At 46.7% G+C, this 20,000-nt stretch carries 17 protein-coding genes, 1 tRNA gene, 3 rRNA genes, 1 other RNA gene and 1 other annotated feature (2 of these 23 cut by a window edge); of the genes, 6 read left to right on the top strand and 16 right to left on the bottom strand.

Features of this window, described 5'->3' with window-relative positions; all coding sequences use genetic code 11:
• The 8 genes from L3V45_RS00160 to tadA all read right to left on the bottom strand — a co-directional run.
• Nucleotides 1-1,414 (bottom strand): 16S ribosomal RNA (locus tag L3V45_RS00160); it reaches 136 nt to the left of the window's first position.
• A 248-nt stretch (nucleotides 1,415-1,662) separates the two neighbouring features.
• A complete protein-coding gene (locus L3V45_RS00155) occupies nucleotides 1,663-1,926 on the bottom strand; it encodes a pro-sigmaK processing inhibitor BofA family protein (protein ID WP_003150686.1) in 264 nt (87 codons plus the stop codon).
• Nucleotides 1,927-1,986: 60 nt separating this feature from the next.
• Complete coding sequence (locus tag L3V45_RS00150) at nucleotides 1,987-2,211, bottom strand: YaaL family protein (protein ID WP_007408755.1); 225 nt, start codon at nucleotides 2,209-2,211, stop codon at nucleotides 1,987-1,989.
• A gap of 18 nt (nucleotides 2,212-2,229) precedes the next feature.
• Entirely contained in the window at nucleotides 2,230-2,826 is a 597-nt protein-coding gene (gene recR, locus L3V45_RS00145) for a recombination protein RecR (protein WP_003150697.1), read from the bottom strand.
• A 14-nt stretch (nucleotides 2,827-2,840) separates the two neighbouring features.
• A complete protein-coding gene (locus tag L3V45_RS00140; protein ID WP_003150700.1) occupies nucleotides 2,841-3,164 on the bottom strand; it encodes a YbaB/EbfC family nucleoid-associated protein in 324 nt (107 codons plus the stop codon).
• A gap of 24 nt (nucleotides 3,165-3,188) precedes the next feature.
• Entirely contained in the window at nucleotides 3,189-4,880 is a 1,692-nt protein-coding gene (gene dnaX / locus L3V45_RS00135) for a DNA polymerase III subunit gamma/tau (protein WP_003150701.1), read from the bottom strand.
• A 131-nt stretch (nucleotides 4,881-5,011) separates the two neighbouring features.
• An RNA gene (gene ffs / locus L3V45_RS00130) (signal recognition particle sRNA large type) lies at nucleotides 5,012-5,276 on the bottom strand.
• 84 nt (nucleotides 5,277-5,360) lie between these two features.
• Nucleotides 5,361-5,843 (bottom strand): tRNA adenosine(34) deaminase TadA, encoded by a 483-nt coding sequence (tadA, locus tag L3V45_RS00125; RefSeq protein ID WP_003150702.1) that lies wholly within the window; start codon nucleotides 5,841-5,843, stop codon nucleotides 5,361-5,363.
• Nucleotides 5,844-5,925: 82 nt separating this feature from the next.
• On the opposite strand from tadA, the gene L3V45_RS00120 reads away from it, so the two are divergent.
• The 4 genes from L3V45_RS00120 (at nucleotide 5,926) to dck (ending at nucleotide 9,201) form a co-directional block, all read left to right on the top strand.
• The gene (locus L3V45_RS00120) at nucleotides 5,926-6,477 is read left to right on the top strand and encodes a cysteine hydrolase family protein (RefSeq protein ID WP_024084788.1); all 552 of its coding nucleotides are present in this window, start codon (nucleotides 5,926-5,928) and stop codon (nucleotides 6,475-6,477) included.
• Nucleotides 6,478-6,548: 71 nt separating this feature from the next.
• Nucleotides 6,549-7,832: a glycoside hydrolase family 18 protein gene (locus tag L3V45_RS00115; RefSeq protein ID WP_032865795.1), complete on the top strand. Its 1,284-nt coding sequence runs from the start codon at nucleotides 6,549-6,551 to the stop codon at nucleotides 7,830-7,832.
• Between the two features lie 95 nt (nucleotides 7,833-7,927).
• Nucleotides 7,928-8,551 carry a deoxyguanosine kinase gene (dgk, locus tag L3V45_RS00110; protein ID WP_003150705.1) on the top strand — a complete coding sequence of 208 codons (624 nt, stop codon included), beginning with the start codon at nucleotides 7,928-7,930 and terminating at the stop codon, nucleotides 8,549-8,551.
• Nucleotides 8,548-9,201, top strand: coding sequence for a deoxyadenosine/deoxycytidine kinase (gene dck / locus L3V45_RS00105; protein WP_015388792.1), 654 nt, complete (start codon nucleotides 8,548-8,550; stop codon nucleotides 9,199-9,201). The genes dgk and dck overlap by 4 nt, the downstream gene beginning before the upstream one ends.
• A 130-nt stretch (nucleotides 9,202-9,331) precedes the next feature.
• On the opposite strand, the gene L3V45_RS00100 is transcribed toward dck, so the two are convergent.
• Nucleotides 9,332-9,424: transfer RNA gene (locus L3V45_RS00100), tRNA-Ser, on the bottom strand.
• Nucleotides 9,425-9,641: 217 nt separating this feature from the next.
• Here L3V45_RS00100 and L3V45_RS00095 point away from each other — a divergent pair.
• Entirely contained in the window at nucleotides 9,642-10,787 is a 1,146-nt protein-coding gene (locus L3V45_RS00095; protein ID WP_003150707.1) for a glycerate kinase, read from the top strand.
• 11 nt (nucleotides 10,788-10,798) lie between these two features.
• Here L3V45_RS00095 and serS read toward each other — a convergent pair whose 3' ends face one another.
• From serS to guaB, 5 genes are all read right to left on the bottom strand, one after another.
• Nucleotides 10,799-12,076: a serine--tRNA ligase gene (gene serS, locus L3V45_RS00090; protein WP_003150709.1), complete on the bottom strand. Its 1,278-nt coding sequence runs from the start codon at nucleotides 12,074-12,076 to the stop codon at nucleotides 10,799-10,801.
• Between the two features lie 54 nt (nucleotides 12,077-12,130).
• Nucleotides 12,131-12,343: a binding site (T-box leader), on the bottom strand.
• A gap of 52 nt (nucleotides 12,344-12,395) precedes the next feature.
• Complete coding sequence (pdxT, locus tag L3V45_RS00085; protein WP_003150711.1) at nucleotides 12,396-12,986, bottom strand: pyridoxal 5'-phosphate synthase glutaminase subunit PdxT; 591 nt, start codon at nucleotides 12,984-12,986, stop codon at nucleotides 12,396-12,398.
• A gap of 21 nt (nucleotides 12,987-13,007) precedes the next feature.
• Nucleotides 13,008-13,892 carry a pyridoxal 5'-phosphate synthase lyase subunit PdxS gene (gene pdxS / locus L3V45_RS00080; RefSeq protein WP_003150714.1) on the bottom strand — a complete coding sequence of 295 codons (885 nt, stop codon included), beginning with the start codon at nucleotides 13,890-13,892 and terminating at the stop codon, nucleotides 13,008-13,010.
• Nucleotides 13,893-14,089: 197 nt separating this feature from the next.
• Nucleotides 14,090-15,421 carry a D-alanyl-D-alanine carboxypeptidase gene (dacA, locus tag L3V45_RS00075; RefSeq protein ID WP_003150715.1) on the bottom strand — a complete coding sequence of 444 codons (1,332 nt, stop codon included), beginning with the start codon at nucleotides 15,419-15,421 and terminating at the stop codon, nucleotides 14,090-14,092.
• 152 nt (nucleotides 15,422-15,573) lie between these two features.
• Nucleotides 15,574-17,040 (bottom strand): IMP dehydrogenase, encoded by a 1,467-nt coding sequence (gene guaB, locus L3V45_RS00070; protein ID WP_003150717.1) that lies wholly within the window; start codon nucleotides 17,038-17,040, stop codon nucleotides 15,574-15,576.
• Nucleotides 17,041-17,160: 120 nt separating this feature from the next.
• Here guaB and L3V45_RS00065 point away from each other — a divergent pair, with 120 nt between their 5' ends.
• Nucleotides 17,161-18,111, top strand: coding sequence for a YaaC family protein (locus L3V45_RS00065; protein WP_015388795.1), 951 nt, complete (start codon nucleotides 17,161-17,163; stop codon nucleotides 18,109-18,111).
• 44 nt (nucleotides 18,112-18,155) lie between these two features.
• Here the strand turns inward: L3V45_RS00065 and rrf are convergent.
• Together rrf and L3V45_RS00055 are read right to left on the bottom strand one after the other, a co-directional pair.
• Nucleotides 18,156-18,271: ribosomal RNA gene (rrf, locus tag L3V45_RS00060) — 5S ribosomal RNA — on the bottom strand.
• A gap of 50 nt (nucleotides 18,272-18,321) precedes the next feature.
• Nucleotides 18,322-20,000 (bottom strand): 23S ribosomal RNA (locus L3V45_RS00055) (it continues 1,251 nt past the right edge of the window).

Raw genomic sequence — 20,000 nt, 5'->3', positions numbered from 1 at the left:
GACGGGCGGTGTGTACAAGGCCCGGGAACGTATTCACCGCGGCATGCTGATCCGCGATTACTAGCGATTCCAGCTTCACGCAGTCGAGTTGCAGACTGCGATCCGAACTGAGAACAGATTTGTGGGATTGGCTTAACCTCGCGGTTTCGCTGCCCTTTGTTCTGTCCATTGTAGCACGTGTGTAGCCCAGGTCATAAGGGGCATGATGATTTGACGTCATCCCCACCTTCCTCCGGTTTGTCACCGGCAGTCACCTTAGAGTGCCCAACTGAATGCTGGCAACTAAGATCAAGGGTTGCGCTCGTTGCGGGACTTAACCCAACATCTCACGACACGAGCTGACGACAACCATGCACCACCTGTCACTCTGCCCCCGAAGGGGACGTCCTATCTCTAGGATTGTCAGAGGATGTCAAGACCTGGTAAGGTTCTTCGCGTTGCTTCGAATTAAACCACATGCTCCACCGCTTGTGCGGGCCCCCGTCAATTCCTTTGAGTTTCAGTCTTGCGACCGTACTCCCCAGGCGGAGTGCTTAATGCGTTAGCTGCAGCACTAAGGGGCGGAAACCCCCTAACACTTAGCACTCATCGTTTACGGCGTGGACTACCAGGGTATCTAATCCTGTTCGCTCCCCACGCTTTCGCTCCTCAGCGTCAGTTACAGACCAGAGAGTCGCCTTCGCCACTGGTGTTCCTCCACATCTCTACGCATTTCACCGCTACACGTGGAATTCCACTCTCCTCTTCTGCACTCAAGTTCCCCAGTTTCCAATGACCCTCCCCGGTTGAGCCGGGGGCTTTCACATCAGACTTAAGAAACCGCCTGCGAGCCCTTTACGCCCAATAATTCCGGACAACGCTTGCCACCTACGTATTACCGCGGCTGCTGGCACGTAGTTAGCCGTGGCTTTCTGGTTAGGTACCGTCAAGGTGCCGCCCTATTTGAACGGCACTTGTTCTTCCCTAACAACAGAGCTTTACGATCCGAAAACCTTCATCACTCACGCGGCGTTGCTCCGTCAGACTTTCGTCCATTGCGGAAGATTCCCTACTGCTGCCTCCCGTAGGAGTCTGGGCCGTGTCTCAGTCCCAGTGTGGCCGATCACCCTCTCAGGTCGGCTACGCATCGTCGCCTTGGTGAGCCGTTACCTCACCAACTAGCTAATGCGCCGCGGGTCCATCTGTAAGTGGTAGCCGAAGCCACCTTTTATGTCTGAACCATGCGGTTCAGACAACCATCCGGTATTAGCCCCGGTTTCCCGGAGTTATCCCAGTCTTACAGGCAGGTTACCCACGTGTTACTCACCCGTCCGCCGCTAACATCAGGGAGCAAGCTCCCATCTGTCCGCTCGACTTGCATGTATTAGGCACGCCGCCAGCGTTCGTCCTGAGCCAGGATCAAACTCTCCGATAAAGTGTTTGACTGACTACGCACATCGCTGTGCGATTTATTTAAAACTTTGAATTAACAGGTACGTTTTGTCTTGTTTAGTTTTCAAAGAACTTTGTCCATCGCTCTTGAAGCGACTTAATTATTATAACATCTCAGTGTCATTGTCGTCAATAACTTTTTAAAATTTCTTTTTCAAGAATTCGTTTCGTCATCAGCGACGTATATTAGAATACCACCCTTGATCCAACATGTCAACAATAATCGACAAATTAAATGATGAAGCGTTTAATGACTATCAAAGCCGCGATACCGGGAATCCCAAGAATTCCGCTGATGCCCGTTGTAATCAGGTTAACAGGGATATGAATACCCAGACTGCCCCCGAACAAGTTCACACCCACCAACAGAATCGCGCCGGCAATAAACTTAATGGCAGTCACACCAATCCACCTTAACGGTTTTGAAGATACTCCCCATAAAAAAAGCAAAGCAACCAGACCGACAATCAAACCGATAATGAAAAAAGGCTCCATGAATCTTCCCCCTCGCTTGTTTAGTACAAGCTTATGAGAAGATTCCGGAGAATAGACCTCTTACTTCCATCTGCTCATTTTCAAATTCCGCTGCTTCGCTTCTTTCAAATAAAAAAAGTACTTAGATTCAGCGACTTTCAGCTCAAACAACACCTCAGCGGAGGGCTCTAGACTTTTCTCGACCAGACTCTTCTGTCTGTTCCATTCTTCTTTTTGTTTAAAGAGCTGTTCTATCAGCTTCTCGTCAAACTCTTTTCTTAATGTATTTCTGCGAAGAAAACCCATGCCTTGCCTTTTCCTCCCTTACAATTCACGTCTTCCTTCAAGAGCTTTTGAAAGAGTGACCTCATCAGCATATTCCAAATCACCGCCGACGGGCAGACCGTGGGCAATACGGGAGAGCTTGATGCCTGAGGGCTTTAACAGCCTTGATATATACATCGCTGTTGCTTCCCCTTCAATATTAGGGTTGGTTGCGAGAATAACTTCTGTCACTTGATCATCCTGAAGACGTTTCAGCAGCTCCGGAATCTTAATATCCTCCGGACCGATGCCGTCCATTGGTGAAATCGCGCCGTGAAGAACATGATACTGGCCGTTATATTCCTTCATTTTCTCCATCGCGATCACATCCTTAGGGTCCTGCACGACACAAATAACAGACTTATCTCTTCTTGTGTCCTCACATATATAACAAGGGTCCTGATCTGTAATATGTCCGCAAATCGAGCAATATGTCAGATTCCGCTTCGCATTGACAAGCGCCTTAGCAAAATCCAATACTGTGTCTTCTTTCATACCTAGAACAAAAAAAGCCAGACGAACCGCTGTTTTCGGTCCGATCCCTGGCAATTTCATAAAGCTGTCAATCAGCTTTGATATTGGTTCAGGATACTGCATGTTTATTTATCCCCCTAGAATAAACCCGGTATGTTCATTCCTTTTGTAAATTGTCCCATTGTCTCATTCGTCATGTCATCCACTTTTTTGAGGGCGTCGTTTGTCGCAGCAAGAACCAGGTCCTGAAGCATTTCGATATCTTCCGGATCAACAACTTCTTCTTTAATGGCAACGTCTACAACTTCTTTTTGGCCGTTGACTTTTACAGTCACCATACCGCCGCCCGCAGTGCCTTCAAGCACTTTTTCAGCAAGTTCCTCCTGAGCCTTCGCCATATCCTTTTGCATTTTTTGCATTTGTTTCATCATTTTTTGCATGTTTCCCATTCCGCCACGCATATTCAATCACTCTCTTTCATCTTATTAGTCTTTTATTTCGATTAAATCCGCTCCGACAAGTTTTTTCGCCTCTGCAATCAGCGGATCTTCTTCAGCCGGTTCGTTTGATCCTTCACTTTCCTGCTGGTGATCATTTAAAAATTCTTCTCTTATTTTACCCCATTGTGCTTCCGGAACGCCAATCAAATCCATTCTTTTCCCGAGCATTGATTCGAGAATCTGTTCAAGATTCGTACGGACTCCGTTATTATCTTCTGCAACCATTTTACAATGGATTTCGTATTTAAATTTAAGCACAAATGCCTTTTGAGCAGCGGCCACCGGTTCACTGTCATTCAAAAGAGCCGCATGAGATACCTTATTCTGCTGTTTCAGGTGTGCCAGCAGCTTGCCCCAGCTGCTTTTAAGCTGTTCAAGATCAGGTCTTGTGGCTTCCTTCAATATCTCATGAATTCTTCCGACCGGGGCTTTATAATGGCTTTTTCCGCCTTTTTGAGGACGCGGAGCTTCTTTCGGAGCGCTTTCCATCTGAACCTTCACACCGGAGGTTTTCAGCCTTTCTACTTCCTGCTCAAGCTGCTGGATCTTATTCATCAGCATGCCGACCTCAGGGATGTCTCCGGCGGATTGCTGTGCCGTTTGGCATATTTTCACGACAGCCACTTCAAAAAAGATTCTTGGGTGGTTCGTCCACTTCATTTCCTGATGGCTTTTATTCAGGATATCAATCATCTCATATAAAGCGGGGGCCGGTATGTCACCGCTCAGATTCCGAAACGTTTCATCGACCTTCACCTTCTCCAGGACTCCTTCTAAACCGGGAGCGGCCTGGTACAAGAGCATATCCCTGAAATAGAAAATCATATCTTCAATCAGTTTGGCCGCATCTTTCCCCTGCTGGAGCAATTCATTCAGTGTTTCCAATGCCTCGGAAACCTGTTTGCGGTGAAGAGCAGATGCCAGTTTTCCAATATAGTGCTGAGAAACGGCTCCGGTAATGAGCAAAGCGTCATCCACCGACAGCTCCTCGCCGCTGAATGATACAGCTTGATCGAGCAGGCTCAGCGCGTCCCTCATTCCTCCGTCCGCAGCACTCGCTATGATATCAAGGGCTCCTTCTTCCACCTTCAGCTGCTCTGCATCGACGATTGTCTTCATTCGTCCGACAATTGCTTTGGATGTAATCCGTTTGAAGTCAAAACGCTGACATCTGGAGATAATGGTTAAAGGAATCTTATGAGGCTCAGTCGTAGCTAATATGAAAATGCAATGTGCCGGCGGTTCTTCCAGCGTTTTCAGAAGCGCATTGAATGCGCCGATAGAGAGCATATGCACCTCATCTATAATATATACCTTGTAAGTAACGGCCGACGGGGCAAATTTTACTTTGTCACGGATGTCGCGGATTTCGTCTACGCCGTTATTCGACGCCGCATCTATTTCAATCACATCTGATATAGAGCCATTTGTGATCCCCTTGCATGCCGCGCACTCATTGCACGGTTCTTCTACAGGGGCGTGCTCACAGTTGACTGCTTTCGCAAATATTTTAGCTGCACTGGTTTTTCCCGTTCCCCGCGGTCCAGAAAACAGATATGCATGAGAAAATTTCTTTTGCAAAAGGGCATTTTGCAGCGTTTTCGTAATGTGTTCCTGTCCGACCACATCTTCAAACTGCTGAGGCCTAAATACTCGATATAAAGCTTGGTAACCCACAGGATGCGCCCTCCTCTGTTATTCATCATGTTTATTATACATGAACGTGCTTTTAACGCCAAAACCCGTTTTTCATATACGAAAAAACTCACCTGCATAACAGGTGAGTCTGAAATTTGATGATTGATTTACCGTGCACCTTCTGTCGATTCGCTACCCTAAGCGTTACTTAAGCAGTTAGCTCAGCCCAGGCAACCCTGCGGCACATGAGAGGTTTCACTTAATGCTGCTTCCTTCCGGACCTGACATGGTTCATGAATTCCCATTGCGCAGGACCCAGACGTCAACGCCACTTACTTAAGGCAGACCTTACAGTAAACGAACCTCGAGAAGGGATTCGGCCCCGCTAGAGCGGATTGCGGGTACAGGGCACCGCTACCTCCCCGCTTAGCACGGCAAAATAAATATCAAATTTTGATATGCGCACCATTCATGATGCACACATAAGTATATCTGCTTCAGGCAGAAAATGCAACCGTACTACTCAGACAACTTTTTCCTCATGTCTTTCTTTTGCCGGCGCAGCTTTCTGAAAAAAGCGCTGAGCATTTCTCCGCACTCTTCTCCGAGCACGCCGCTCACCACTTCCGCTTGGTGGTTGAACCGCTCTTCCTGCAAGAGGTTCATCAGCGTTCCTGTACAGCCCCCCTTGGGATCAAATGCGCCGAATACGACCTTATCGACTCTCGAAAGCACGACGGCTCCCGCGCACATCGGACACGGCTCCAAAGTGACATAGAGAACGGCATCCTCAAGTCTCCATGTCCCCAGCTTACGGCACGCTTCGTCTATCGCCAGCATTTCGGCGTGGGCAAGCGACCTCTGTTCAGTCTCCCGCAGATTATGCGCCCGCGCCACGATCTCATCGTGCAGAACAAGAACTGCTCCGATCGGCACTTCACCTTTCTCTTCGGCTTTCTTCGCTTCTTTTATGGCTTCTCTCATATAATATTCATCATTCATCGGTACGAGCTCTCTTCTTAAGTTTTTTCATGTCTCATAAAGGTTAAAATAGGAATACCCCAGCAGAAAGGAGTTGCCGGTATTGTCTGAACCTAACAACACAGCCCTTCTGATTGTCGATATGATCAACAATTTTCAATTTGATATGGGCGAACGTCTTGCTGAAAAAACCAAACAAATTGTCCCCCGTATTTTATCATTAAAGAAGCATGCAAAACAAAGCAACTGGCCGATTATTTATATTAATGATCATTACGGGCTCTGGAAGGCTGATATTGATGCCATCAGGGAGGAATGCAGCAACGACAGAAGCGCCTCCATTATAAAAGATATTTCGCCTCAGCTGGATGATTATTTTCTCATTAAACCGAAGCATTCCGCTTTTTACGAAACGGCGCTTCACACCCTTCTGACCGAATTACAAGTGAACCGATTAATCATCACGGGGATTGCCGGGAACATTTGTGTGCTGTTCACGGCCAACGACGCTTATATGAGAGAATACAGCATTGCCATTCCGAAAGACTGCACCGCTTCCAATAACGACGAAGACAATGATTTCGCTTTGACCATGATGGAGAATGTTCTCTTCGCAGAAATAACCACGGAAAAACAAATTACCGCCGAAAAATAAACATGATCAGCCTCCTTTTTTCATATATTTGATAGCGGATATGAAAGGAGGCGTTTTTCATTCAGATCTATATAGTGAAACGGGGCGACACGCTTTCCGCTATTGCGGCGCGCTACCGGACAGCCGCAAATGTCATTGCGGAAGCAAATAAACTGCCTAATCCCAATACATTGGTTGTCGGACAAACCCTTGTCATCCCGATTGAGGGTCAATATTACGAAGTAAAACAAGGTGATACTCTCGCGTCAATCGCCGGCCGTTTTCATATATCGGCCGCGGAGCTTGCGAGGGTGAACGGAATTCAGCCCGGCACCACATTGAGAGTCGGAACCCGCCTTTACATTCCGCAGCAGGCGAATAAGCCCGATATCGAATCAAACGCATATATAGAACCGCGGGGAACGAGCGTAAGCGCTAATCTGCAGCAGGCGGCAAGGGAGGCCTCTCCTTATTTAACATACCTCGGCGCATTCAGTTTTCAAGTGCAGCGGAACGGAACTTTAAAGGAACCGCCTCTGACCAATTTAAAAAGCATCAGTGACAGGCACAACACCACACTGATGATGATCATCACCAACCTTGAAAATGACGCATTCAGCGATGAACTCGGGCGGCTCATCTTGAACGACAATACAGTGAAAACAAAACTCTTTCAGGAAATCGTCTCCACGGCTAAAAAGTACGGCTTTCGCGATATTCACTTTGATTTCGAATATTTACGTCCACAGGACAGGGAAGCCTACAATCGTTTTTTACGTGAAGCGAGAACGATTTTTCATCGGGAAGGCTGGAAGATTTCAACGGCGCTTGCTCCGAAAACGAGCGCGACTCAGGCCGGCAAATGGTACGAAGCTCATGACTATAGGGCCCATGGAGAAATCGTCGATTTCGTCGTGATTATGACATATGAGTGGGGGTACAGCGGAGGCCCGGCTCAGGCCGTATCACCTATCGGCCCTGTAAGAAATGTCATTGAGTACGCGCTGACGGAAATGCCTTCTTCAAAAATCGTCATGGGCCAGAATATGTACGGCTATGATTGGACACTGCCTTTCAAACAGGGAACGACAGCGAAAGCCGTCAGTCCTCAGCAGGCAATCGCTCTGGCAGCACGCTATAAAGTCGACATTCAATATGACGAAACCGCCCAGGCTCCCTTCTTCCGATACACGGATGCAAATCAGAGACGGCATGAAGTATGGTTTGAAGACGCACGATCCATTCAAGCGAAATTCAATTTAATTAAAGAACTTCATTTAAGAGGAATCAGCTATTGGAAACTCGGCCTTTCTTTCCCGCAAAACTGGCTTTTGCTCGGCGATCAATTTCATATTGTAAAAGAGACGTTTCGTTAATTGGAAGCGTCTTTTTTCATGGGCTTTTCTGTGAGTGTGATACAATATAAAGGCCGGCAGCTGACGAATGTTTGCAGAATTAAGGAGGATTTTCAATGAACAGAGCCCCTTTTATCGCGGTAGAAGGTCCTATCGGGGCAGGAAAAACGACACTCGCTACGATGCTTTCTGAAGAGCTCGGTTTTCCTATGATTAATGAGATTGTGGAAGACAACCCTTATCTCGATAAGTTTTATGACAATATCGAGGAGTGGAGTTTCCAGCTTGAAATGTTTTTTCTATGTCACAGGTATAAACAGCTTGAAGACACCGATCGAGATTATTTAAAACAAGGACAGCCCGTTTTGTCCGATTATCATATTTATAAAAATGTTATTTTCGCAGAGCGTACATTGCACGGCCAAAAGCTTGAGAAGTATAAGCAGATCTATCATCTGCTCACTCACGACCTGCCGAAGCCGAATATCATTGTATACATAAAGGCAAGCCTGCCGACATTGCTTCAACGCATTGAAAAACGCGGGCGCCCGTTTGAGAAAAATATCGAACATCAATATCTGGAACATCTCATTGCAGATTACGACACAGCCATCAGACAGCTTCAGGAAGAAGATCCGGATATATCTGTACTGACCATTGACGGTGATACTGAAGACTTTGTTTTGAATAAGACAGACTATGAAAGAATTGCCCGTCAGGTAAAGGAGCTTATTAAATGAAAGACATTCATATTCCAAACAATGCCATTATAACAGTAGCAGGAACGGTAGGAGTCGGAAAATCGACTTTGACCAAAGCTTTAGCAAAACGGCTCGGGTTTCATACCTCACTTGAGGAAGTGGATGAAAACCCTTATTTAGAGAAGTTTTATCACGATTTTGAACGCTGGAGCTTCCATTTGCAAATTTATTTTCTGGCTGAGCGGTTCAAAGAGCAAAAAAACATGTTTGAATCAGGCGGCGGATTCGTGCAGGACCGTTCGATTTATGAAGATACAGGCATATTCGCAAAAATGCATGCCGATAAAGGAACCATGTCGCTGACAGATTACACAACATACACAAGCCTATTTGAGGCGATGGTCATGACGCCGTATTTCCCGCATCCTGATGTTTTGATCTATTTAGAAGGCGACCTTGAATACATTATAAGCCGGATTGAAAAGCGGGGCCGCGAGATGGAGCTGCAGACAAACCGCTCCTATTGGGAAGAGATGTATACACGGTACGAAGACTGGATCAGCGGTTTTAACGCCTGCCCTGTACTGAAAGTACGCATTGAAGATTATGACCTTGAAGCTGATGAACAGTCACTGGAACCTTTGATCGAAAAAATCAGTCACGTGATCAACGAAAACAGAAACAAATAAAAATAGCAAAGCGATTTTCCCCGAACAGAGAAAATCGCTTTTTTTGCATATAAAAAATCCGCTGCATCAGATGCAGCGGACAAAACAATCTCCAATATATGCTCGAGTTTCATTAGGTTTAAAATCAATATGGCGGAGGAAGAGGGATTCGAACCCCCGCGGGCTTTGACACCCCTGTCGGTTTTCAAGACCGATCCCTTCAGCCAGACTTGGGTATTCCTCCGTATCGACATTTAATAATATACCACATGACCCAAATTTCAGTCAAGCGCTTTTTCATATTTTTTATTTCATTTCTTAAACAGCTTTTCCGTCAGCTTTACTATCATACAAAAGTCTTGCGTCCAATTCAACTTCAGTATGCCATACGGGCAGGAAAACACAGTGAAAATCAAGAATAGATTCAAACAGATAACCTGCTCATAAAGGTGGAGAACATAATGAAAATCATCATCGCACCCGATTCTTTCAAAGAAAGCATGACATCAAAAGAAGCCGCTGACAGCATAGAAAAAGGATTCAAAGCGGTCTTCCCTGACGCGGAATATACCAAGATACCCGCGGCCGACGGCGGAGAAGGAACCGTTCAGGCTTTGACGGATGCCACTGGCGGAAGCATCATCAAAAAAACTGTGACCGGTCCGCTGGGAACGCCGGTAAACGCCGCATATGGACTTCTGGGAGACGGACGCACGGCAGTCATTGAAATGGCGGAAGCATCGGGACTCCATCTCGTTCCCCGCCATCTCAGAGATCCGTTGAACACAACGACAAGAGGAACGGGTGAACTGATAGCGGATGCAGCCTCCCGCGGGGCGAGTGAGATCATCATCGGGCTTGGCGGGAGTGCAACCAATGACGGCGGAACAGGAATGGCGAGCGCGCTCGGTGTGCGTTTCTTAAATGAGGAAGGTCAGGAGATACATGACGGCGGAGGCGCTCTGCACACCCTAGCTTCTATTGATATAAGCGGGCTCTCCCCTGATCTGAAACATATCCGTTTTCGTGCCGCATGTGATGTCGAAAATCCCCTGACCGGTGAAAACGGCGCGTCATATGTCTTCGGCCCGCAAAAAGGGGCGTCCGAGAAGACTAAAGTTGTATTGGATCGCAATTTATACCATTTCGCTGACGTATTGAGACGTCAGCACGATATCGAAGCGGATACCGTAAAAGGCGCGGGCGCCGCAGGGGGGCTGGGCGCTGGACTGATCGCTTTCTTACAGGCAGAAATTCAAAGCGGGATTGACGTTGTATTAGATACACTGTCCTTCTCAGATCAGATAAGAGATGCTGACCTTGTCATTACCGGAGAGGGCCAGATTGACGGACAAACGATATTCGGCAAAACCCCCGCCGGGATCGCCGCACGCGCAGCCGCTCAAGAAATTCCCGTTATCGCATTGGCGGGCTCCTTAGGCAAAAATTTTGAGCATGTTTACAGCGCAGGAATAACAGCTGTATTTTCTATCGTGCCCGGCGCTGTAAGTCTTGAAGACGCCTTAGCATCCGGCCGTTTCAACCTGGAAAGTACAGCCCGGAATGCCGCCGCTCTATACCGGGCAGCAAAAAAGGCGCGCCTCTAGGGCGCACCTTTTTATGGTTTGATGACTTCTTTATTTCCCATATAAGGACGAAGCACTTTAGGAATGATGACACTTCCGTCTTCCTGCTGGTAGTTTTCCAAGATGGCAGCTACAGTTCTGCCGACTGCAAGACCTGAACCGTTTAATGTATGCACATGCTCAGGCTTGCCTTTCGCTTCGCGTCTGAAACGAATGTTCGCACGTCTTGCCTGGAAGGCCTCAAAGTTGCTGCAAGAAGAAATTTCACGGTATGTGTCTTGGCTTGGAATCCATACCTCAATATCGTACTTTTTCGCAGCTGTAAAGCCGAGATCACCGGTACACATGCTCATGACGCGATACGGCAGTTCAAGCAGCTGAAGCACCCGCTCAGCTTGATTTGTCAGTTTTTCAAGCTCCTCATAAGAATCTTCCGGCTTCACGAACTTTACAAGCTCAACCTTGTTGAACTGATGCTGACGGATCAAACCGCGTGTATCACGGCCGGCGGATCCCGCTTCTGAACGGAAGCAGGCGCTGAACGCGGCATAATTGATCGGCAGGTTCTCACCGGATAAGATTTCATCGCGGTGCATATTTGTAATCGGCACTTCCGCCGTCGGAATTAAGAAATAATCCTCTTCTCTGATTTTAAAAGCATCCTCTTCAAATTTAGGAAGCTGTCCCGTACCTGTCATGCTCGTACGGTTTACCATATAAGGAGGAATGACTTCCGTGTAATCATATTCATCCACGTGAAGATCCAGCATAAAGTTGTAGAGCGCGCGTTCGAGGCGGGCGCCTAATCCTTTATAAAACACAAACCGGCTGCCTGTTACTTTTGAAGCGCGTTCGAAATCAAGAATGTTTAAGCGGTCTGCGATATCCCAATGCGGTTTCGGCTCATATGAAAATGCCGGCGCCTCTCCCCACTTGCGAATTTCAATGTTATCATCTTCCGTTTCTCCGACGGGCACTGAATCGTGCGGGATGTTCGGAATAGACAGAAGGATGGTTTCGAGCGTCGTTTCGACAGTACGAAGCTCTTCATCAAGCTTCTTAATTTCTTCGCCTACTTCACGCATCTCTTTAATAATATGATCAGCGTCTTTTTTCTCCCGTTTCAAAACGGCGACCTGCTGAGACACTTCATTGCGTTTTCCCTTCAATTCTTCTACTTTACCGATAAGCTCTCTTCTCTTTTCATCCAGCTCTTCAAACTTGTCAAAGTCAGATAAGTCTTCGCCTTTTGGAATGAGCTTCGCTTTTACCTCTTGAAAATTGGCTCTCAGCACCTTCGTATCAATCATGCCTAACAACTCCTATCTGTTTTTATCGAAAATAAAAAAGAGCCCTCATCCCCTAAAAGGGACGAGAGCTCTCGCGTTGCCACCCTGATTGAAAACAAGCTCACACTTGCTTTCCGCTTTAACACATAACGGTTTTCCCGTAAATGCCTACTTGTTTTCAGCATTTCGCTCAAGGACGGATTCGGACAGCATCTTTCACCGATTCGCACCACCCATCGGCTCTCTTTGAAAGAGGGGCTTCCTACTGCTTCCTGTCAACGCTTTTCGATCTTTATTTGTGATTATAATGTACTATAAGTATCAGCGGTTTTCAACTGTTTTATACAGCTGTTTCCTGCTTATGCTTTTCCGCCATCTTCACAAACAGCTCTGTCACCCGGTGATCATCCGTCAGTTCAGGATGGAACGAGCAGCCGAGGAAATTTCCCTGCTTTGCAGCCACGATGCGTCCGTTATGCTCACAAAGCACTTCAACATCTTCTCCGGCTTTTAAAATATGCGGTGCGCGAATAAATACACCCGTAAACGGCTCATCAAGGCCTTTAATCGTCAGATCAGCTTCAAAGCTGTCGACCTGACGGCCAAAGGAATTACGCTCGACAACTACGTTCAACAGCCCTAAATGAGCGTTATCCGTTCCCGCTATCTCTTTGGCTAAGATAATCAGACCGGCGCATGTGCCGAACATCGGCTTGCCTTGGGCGGCAAACTCGCGAAGCGGCTCCATAAAATGATACGTATCCATTAAACGCCGCATTGTCGTGCTTTCCCCGCCCGGCAGGATTAAGCCGTCGATGTCATTCAGCTGTTCAGGACGCTTAATGACGACACCTTTTGAACCACATGCTTCAATTGAACGAATATGTTCTCTTACTGCTCCTTGAAGTCCAAGTACACCAATTGTTAACATGCTTCCAGCTCTCCTATGGTTTTACCAGCCGCGTTCTTGCATACGCTGTTCCGGCAATAGATTTGAGATTTCGATGCCTTTCATTGCTGTGCCTAATTCTTTAGAAAGCTCAGCGATCAGTTTGTAGTCTGTGTAATGAGTCGTTGCTTCAACAATTGCTTTGGCGAATTTAGCAGGGTTGTCTGATTTGAAAATACCTGAACCGACAAATACGCCGTCAGCACCAAGCTGCATCATCAATGCCGCGTCAGCAGGCGTCGCTACTCCGCCGGCAGCAAAGTTCACTACAGGCAGTTTGCCGTCACGTTTGATCTGAAGAAGCAGTTCATAAGGAGCGCCGAGGTTTTTAGCTTCAGTCATCAGCTCATCATCGCTCATCGCAACAACTTTGCGCACTTGCGCGTTTACTTTTCTCATATGGCGGACAGCTTCCACAATGTTTCCTGTTCCCGGTTCGCCTTTTGTACGAAGCATGGAAGCTCCTTCGGCGATACGGCGCGTTGCTTCGCCGAGATCACGGCAGCCGCATACGAACGGGACTGTATATTCATTTTTATTTAAATGAAATTCTTCGTCAGCCGGAGTCAGAACTTCACTTTCATCGATGTAATCTACTCCCATTGCTTCAAGGACACGCGCTTCAACGATATGTCCGATACGCGCTTTTGCCATTACGGGAATGGATACAGCATTCATTACTTCTTCAACGATTGTCGGATCAGCCATGCGGGCAACACCGCCGGCAGCGCGAATATCAGCCGGAACGCGTTCTAACGCCATTACGGCAACAGCTCCCGCCTCTTCCGCAATCTTCGCTTGTTCAGCATTTACTACGTCCATGATGACGCCGCCTTTTTGCATTTCCGCCATGCCGCGTTTTACACGATCAGTACCTGTTTGAGCCATTATTTGGTCCCCCTAGTCAATGTATAGTTAGATAATGTCTATCTCTTATTGTATCCCAGAAATACAATATTTCATATGGGTATTCTTATTTTACAGCGAGATGAATAAGATAGATATCATTTTTTTACTAATAATTTGGTTTTTTCAGTATATTAAGCAAAAGAGCCCTAACTTTCATCAGAGCTCTTTCTTATTTCTTAAAACCAGCCTGTTACCGTGTCAACGGCGCTGTTCCAGATACCGGAGAAAAATCCGCCGATGCCGCGCATCATCTGAACAAACCAGTTTGCTTTATCTACATCATTTTTCGTTACAAGATTCACGCTGAACTCTTTGGATTTGAGGAAGCCATAGTCTTTGTCACTGCCTTTGTATGTAACTGTCAGCGTTCCGACTTTCGTTCCCTTTTTCACAGGAGCCGTGATTTCTTTTTTATCTATAGTCACTTCGGCTTTATAGTTCTTTTCATCCCCGCTTTTCACAGGAATAGAAAGCGCCTTGTCAGTAACAATATCGACTTGCTTGTCTTTCCCTTTTTCAACGTCAACCGTTTTGTGCCCTTTTACTTGAGAGCCTTCAGGGTAAAGATCTTTCATTGAGAAATTGCTGTTAAATGCGTAATCGAGCATTTTTTTCGTTTCATCAAAACGTCCGGTATGCAGGTTGCCTTTTGCGTTTAATACAACGGTGATGACCCGCATTCCGTTCCGCTGTGCTGTGCTTGTAAAACAAGATCCCGCAGAATCAGTAGAACCCGTTTTTAAGCCGTCAACGCCAGGGTATTCAGAAACAAGACCTTTTAACATGAAGTTCCAGTTCGGCATGTCCATTTCATCATCAGTGCCGGCTCTGAATTTCGTTTTAGCGATGCTTGTTGTTTTGAGAACTTCCGGATAATCAGTGATCAGGCGGTCTGCAAGAAGCGCCATGTCTTTAGCAGAAACTTCACTCTCTTCTTTAACGCCTTCTCCTTGCGGCTGTTTGCCGTGAAGATCTTCATTCACAAGCCCTGTGGCATTTTTAAAATCATAGTTTGTCATGCCTAATTCTTTGGCTTTCGCATTCATTTCAGCGACAAATTTCGTTTCAGTTCCGGCAAGAATTTCGGCAACTGCAATCGCGGCTCCGTTAGCAGAGTAAATCGCCATGGCCTGATACAGTTCTTTAACCGTGTATTTGCCGTCTTTTCGAAGGGGGACGTTTGATAAACTGTTGTCTTGAGAAATTTCATAGACATAATCATCAGGAGTATACGTTTGATCCCATTTCACTTTTCCTTCTTTAATGGCTTCCAGAAGCAGATATTCAGTCATCATTTTTGTCATGCTGGCAATCGGCAGTCTTTTGTCTGCATTTTTACTGTATAAAATTTTTCCCGATGAAGCCTCAATCATTATCGCAGCTGATGCGTTGACATCAATCGGGTCATTGCCGGCTGCCTCCGCTTTAGACATCGGAACAAAGCAAGTTGCGGCCAGTGCCAGTACCACTAATGACACCAACAGCTGTTTCCATTTCGTGATGTTCAATCTTACGACCTCCGTCATTCATTTTAAATCTATAATTAAGCCGTTAAGGACATATTCAAATTCAAAACACAACAGTATAAATTTTATCACACTCGATATAAAAAAAATAGACAGAGTCAGCGACCCTGTCAAATGTTTTTTATTTGTAACAATTATGAGATTGTGTAGTTTGGTGATTCTTTCGTAATTTGGACATCATGCGGATGACTTTCGCGAAGACCGGCACCTGTCATACGGATGAATTGAGCCTCTTCTCTTAAAGCGCGCAAGTCTTTTGAACCGCAATATCCCATACCTGAACGAAGACCGCCGACAAGCTGATACACTGTTTCTTCTACAGGACCTTTGTACGGAGTCCGTCCTTCGATACCTTCAGGGACGAATTTCTTATTTTCTTCTTGGAAATATCGGTCTTTACTGCCTTTTTCCATGGCAGCGACAGAACCCATACCGCGATACACTTTAAATCTTCTGCCCTGATAGATTTCAGTCTCTCCCGGGCTTTCTGAAGTACCGGCAAGCAGGCTTCCGAGCATTACGGCATGTCCTCCTGAAGCCAACGCTTTCGTAATATCTCCGGAGAATTTAATACCGCCGTCTGCGATAATTGTCGCGCCGTGTTTTCTCGCTTCAGTGGCACAATCATAAATGGCAGTGATCTGCGGTACGCCTACACCTGCAACGACGCGTGTCGTACAGATAGAACCAGGCCCGATTCCCACTTTGACAATATTTGCTCCGGCTTCAATCAGAGCTTTTGTCGCTTCAGCCGTTGCAACATTTCCTGCGATAATGTTCAGTTCAGGATATGTTTCACGGATTTTCGCAACTGTGTTCAGTACGCCTCTGGAATGTCCGTGAGCCGTATCAACCACGATAACGTCGACATTCGCTTCAACAAGCTTGCTGACGCGTGTCATTGTATCGCCTGTCACGCCTACCGCAGCGCCGACAATAAGGCGTCCGTGTTCATCTTTAGATGAATTAGGGAATTCGATAACCTTTTCAATATCTTTGATCGTGATAAGACCTTTTAATTTGTTTTGGTCATCCACTAACGGAAGTTTTTCAATTTTATGTTTCTGTAAGATTTTTTCTGCTTCGTCTAATGTGGTTCCCACAGGAGCCGTAACCAGCTCTTCTTTTGTCATGACATCACTGATTTTCATTGAATAATCAGAGATAAAGCGAAGATCACGGTTTGTAATGATACCGACAAGCTTTTGATCGTCTTTATTATCTACGATCGGAACACCGGAAATTCTGTATTTCCCCATCAAATGCTCCGCATCGAATACTTGATGATCAGGTGTTAAAAAGAAGGGATTTGTAATAACGCCCCGTTCAGAACGTTTGACTTTGTCAACATGTTCAGCCTGCTGTTCGATGGACATGTTTTTATGGATAATGCCCAAGCCGCCCTGTCTGGCCATCGCAATCGCCATTGCTGATTCTGTTACTGTATCCATTCCCGCACTGATGACAGGAATATTAAGCTTTAACGTTTTTGTCAGTTCAACAGATAAATCCACATCACGCGGAAGTACGTCTGATTGAGCCGGTACGAGCAGTACATCATCGAACGTTAAGCCTTCTTTTGAAAATTTACTTTCCCACATTAGTAAATCCCCCTCTTTTCGGCAAAATATTATATGTAGATTATCAACTAGAAAACAGCATGTCAAGGAAGCGAAAAAGAGTTGAAATATTTAGATAAAGGAAAGGGTTTAAAAATACATATGAGAGATCATGAGTGGAAAGAGTTATCATTATTTTATTCCGTAGAATCTTCCCAGAAATTTCTAAACAAAGTCTATACAGAAAGCGGCATGGAAGAACCAAAACGATATGCGTTTAAGAACAGTGAGCGCTTCATATTCTTTATCAAACACGCCGAGTCCTTTTATAAGCAGGCATCTCTTTCTCCTTTAGAAATTAAGCCTATTCTGTTGTTTTACGGGATGTCACAATTGCTGAAAGCCTGCCTTCTGACCACAGATCCAAGCTACCCAAGCCACGCTTCAGTACTCGCGCATGGCGTGACTGCCCGGAAACGCAAAAAGCAAAATTACTCCTTTAGGGATGATGAAGTGAAGGTGCAGCGCAATGGCTTATGTATTCATGTAATGAAGCACTTATTCGGGATAGCTGGTCTTGAGGAAGAACGGTACACAATGAAGAAATTGCTGACAGCCATACCTGAATTGCATACTGTCTTTTACTTCCAAGAGAAAAAGAATTGGCTGACCCAAGTAGAGCTGAACGATGACCTTATTTCAGTGCCTGAGCATGCGGTGATTCATTACAATATGTCTGATTCCCGCTTTGCTGAATATATCAGCCATCATTTGAAGTGGTCTTTTCTGAGGAAAGACCATAACCACTTGGTTTTTGAGGCTGACCCGATAGACAGAGAACCTTGGTCTTCTCCAAATTTATTGTTTCACTTGGAGAAAAATCAATATTACATTCCCTCTCAGCGTGATCACTTCCTGCATCTTCCGGAAATGATTATTCATTATTTGGTTCTCTACAATATCGGGATGATTGCGAGATATGAAACGGAGTGGTGGTATGAACTGCTGACACAGCATGTCAGTGATGATTATGTGATGATCCGACGGTTCTTAGAGGTCACGGAACGCAAATTTCCGTATTACGTTTCTAAATTTCTGAAGCAATACTTGTAAACAAAAAAGGCAGCTCATGATGAGCTGCCTTTACCGTAAATATAGCTTGGCGGCGTCCTACTCTCACAGGGGGAAACCCCCGACTACCATCGGCGCTGAAGAGCTTAACTTCCGTGTTCGGCATGGGAACGGGTGTGACCTCTTCGCTATCGCCACCAAACCATTGAGAGTGTTCTCTCAAAACTAGATAACAGTAAGCATACATTCAAATTGGTTAAGTCCTCGATCGATTAGTATCTGTCAGCTCCATGTGTCGCCACACTTCCACCTCAGACCTATCAACCTGATCATCTTTCAGGGATCTTACTTCCTTGCGGAATGGGAAATCTCATCTTGAGGGGGGCTTCATGCTTAGATGCTTTCAGCACTTATCCCGTCCGCACATAGCTACCCAGCGATGCCCTTGGCAGAACAACTGGTACACCAGCGGTGCGTCCATCCCGGTCCTCTCGTACTAAGGACAGCTCCTCTCAAATTTCCTGCGCCCGCGACGGATAGGGACCGAACTGTCTCACGACGTTCTGAACCCAGCTCGCGTACCGCTTTAATGGGCGAACAGCCCAACCCTTGGGACCGACTACAGCCCCAGGATGCGATGAGCCGACATCGAGGTGCCAAACCTCCCCGTCGATGTGGACTCTTGGGGGAGATAAGCCTGTTATCCCCGGGGTAGCTTTTATCCGTTGAGCGATGGCCCTTCCATGCGGAACCACCGGATCACTAAGCCCGACTTTCGTCCCTGCTCGACTTGTAGGTCTCGCAGTCAAGCTCCCTTGTGCCTTTACACTCTGCGAATGATTTCCAACCATTCTGAGGGAACCTTTGGGCGCCTCCGTTACCTTTTAGGAGGCGACCGCCCCAGTCAAACTGCCCACCTGACACTGTCTCCCCGCCCGATAAGGGCGGCGGGTTAGAAGGTCAATACAGCCAGGGTAGTATCCCACCGATGCCTCCACCGAAGCTGGCGCTCCGGTTTCCAAGGCTCCTACCTATCCTGTACAAGCTGTACCAACATTCAATATCAGGCTGCAGTAAAGCTCCACGGGGTCTTTCCGTCCTGTCGCGGGTAACCTGCATCTTCACAGGTACTATAATTTCACCGAGTCTCTCGTTGAGACAGTGCCCAGATCGTTGCGCCTTTCGTGCGGGTCGGAACTTACCCGACAAGGAATTTCGCTACCTTAGGACCGTTATAGTTACGGCCGCCGTTTACTGGGGCTTCAATTCGCACCTTCGCTTACGCTAAGCGCTCCTCTTAACCTTCCAGCACCGGGCAGGCGTCAGCCCCTATACTTCGCCTTACGGCTTCGCAGAGACCTGTGTTTTTGCTAAACAGTCGCCTGGGCCTATTCACTGCGGCTCTCTCGGGCTTGCACCCTAACAGAGCACCCCTTCTCCCGAAGTTACGGGGTCATTTTGCCGAGTTCCTTAACGAGAGTTCTCTCGATCACCTTAGGATTCTCTCCTCGCCTACCTGTGTCGGTTTGCGGTACGGGCACCTCTCACCTCGCTAGAGGCTTTTCTTGGCAGTGTGGAATCAGGAACTTCGCTACTATAATTCGCTCGCCATCACAGCTCAGCCTTCACGGGAAACGGATTTGCCTATTTCCCAGCCTAACTGCTTGGACGCGGATATCCAATACCGCGCTTACCCTATCCTCCTGCGTCCCCCCATTGCTCAAATGGTGAGGAGGTGGTACAGGAATATCAACCTGTTATCCATCGCCTACGCCTTTCGGCCTCGGCTTAGGTCCCGACTAACCCTGAGCGGACGAGCCTTCCTCAGGAAACCTTAGGCATTCGGTGGAGGGGATTCTCACCCCTCTTTCGCTACTCATACCGGCATTCTCACTTCTAAGCGCTCCACAAGTCCTTCCGGTCTTGCTTCA

The sequence above is a fragment of the Bacillus sp. R45 genome, from assembly GCF_021729365.1.
Classification (GTDB): Bacteria; Bacillota; Bacilli; order Bacillales; family Bacillaceae; genus Bacillus; species Bacillus velezensis.
The sequence above is the reverse complement of the archived record's forward strand: the minus strand, read 5'-3'. Positions and strand labels throughout refer to the sequence as shown.

Coding starts and splice junctions, on each gene's coding strand:
- L3V45_RS00150 (WP_007408755.1), bottom strand. CDS start 2,211: ATGGGTTTTCTTCGCAGAAATACATTAAGAAAAGAGTTTGACGAGAAG.
- guaB (WP_003150717.1), bottom strand. CDS start 17,040: ATGTGGGAAAGTAAATTTTCAAAAGAAGGCTTAACGTTCGATGATGTA.
- tadA (WP_003150702.1), bottom strand. CDS start 5,843: ATGAATGATGAATATTATATGAGAGAAGCCATAAAAGAAGCGAAGAAA.
- L3V45_RS00155 (WP_003150686.1), bottom strand. CDS start 1,926: ATGGAGCCTTTTTTCATTATCGGTTTGATTGTCGGTCTGGTTGCTTTG.
- dck (WP_015388792.1), top strand. CDS start 8,548: ATGAAAGACATTCATATTCCAAACAATGCCATTATAACAGTAGCAGGA.
- recR (WP_003150697.1), bottom strand. CDS start 2,826: ATGCAGTATCCTGAACCAATATCAAAGCTGATTGACAGCTTTATGAAA.
- dgk (WP_003150705.1), top strand. CDS start 7,928: ATGAACAGAGCCCCTTTTATCGCGGTAGAAGGTCCTATCGGGGCAGGA.
- pdxT (WP_003150711.1), bottom strand. CDS start 12,986: ATGTTAACAATTGGTGTACTTGGACTTCAAGGAGCAGTAAGAGAACAT.
- L3V45_RS00065 (WP_015388795.1), top strand. CDS start 17,161: ATGAGAGATCATGAGTGGAAAGAGTTATCATTATTTTATTCCGTAGAA.
- pdxS (WP_003150714.1), bottom strand. CDS start 13,892: ATGGCTCAAACAGGTACTGATCGTGTAAAACGCGGCATGGCGGAAATG.
- serS (WP_003150709.1), bottom strand. CDS start 12,076: ATGATTGATACGAAGGTGCTGAGAGCCAATTTTCAAGAGGTAAAAGCG.
- L3V45_RS00095 (WP_003150707.1), top strand. CDS start 9,642: ATGAAAATCATCATCGCACCCGATTCTTTCAAAGAAAGCATGACATCA.
- L3V45_RS00140 (WP_003150700.1), bottom strand. CDS start 3,164: ATGCGTGGCGGAATGGGAAACATGCAAAAAATGATGAAACAAATGCAA.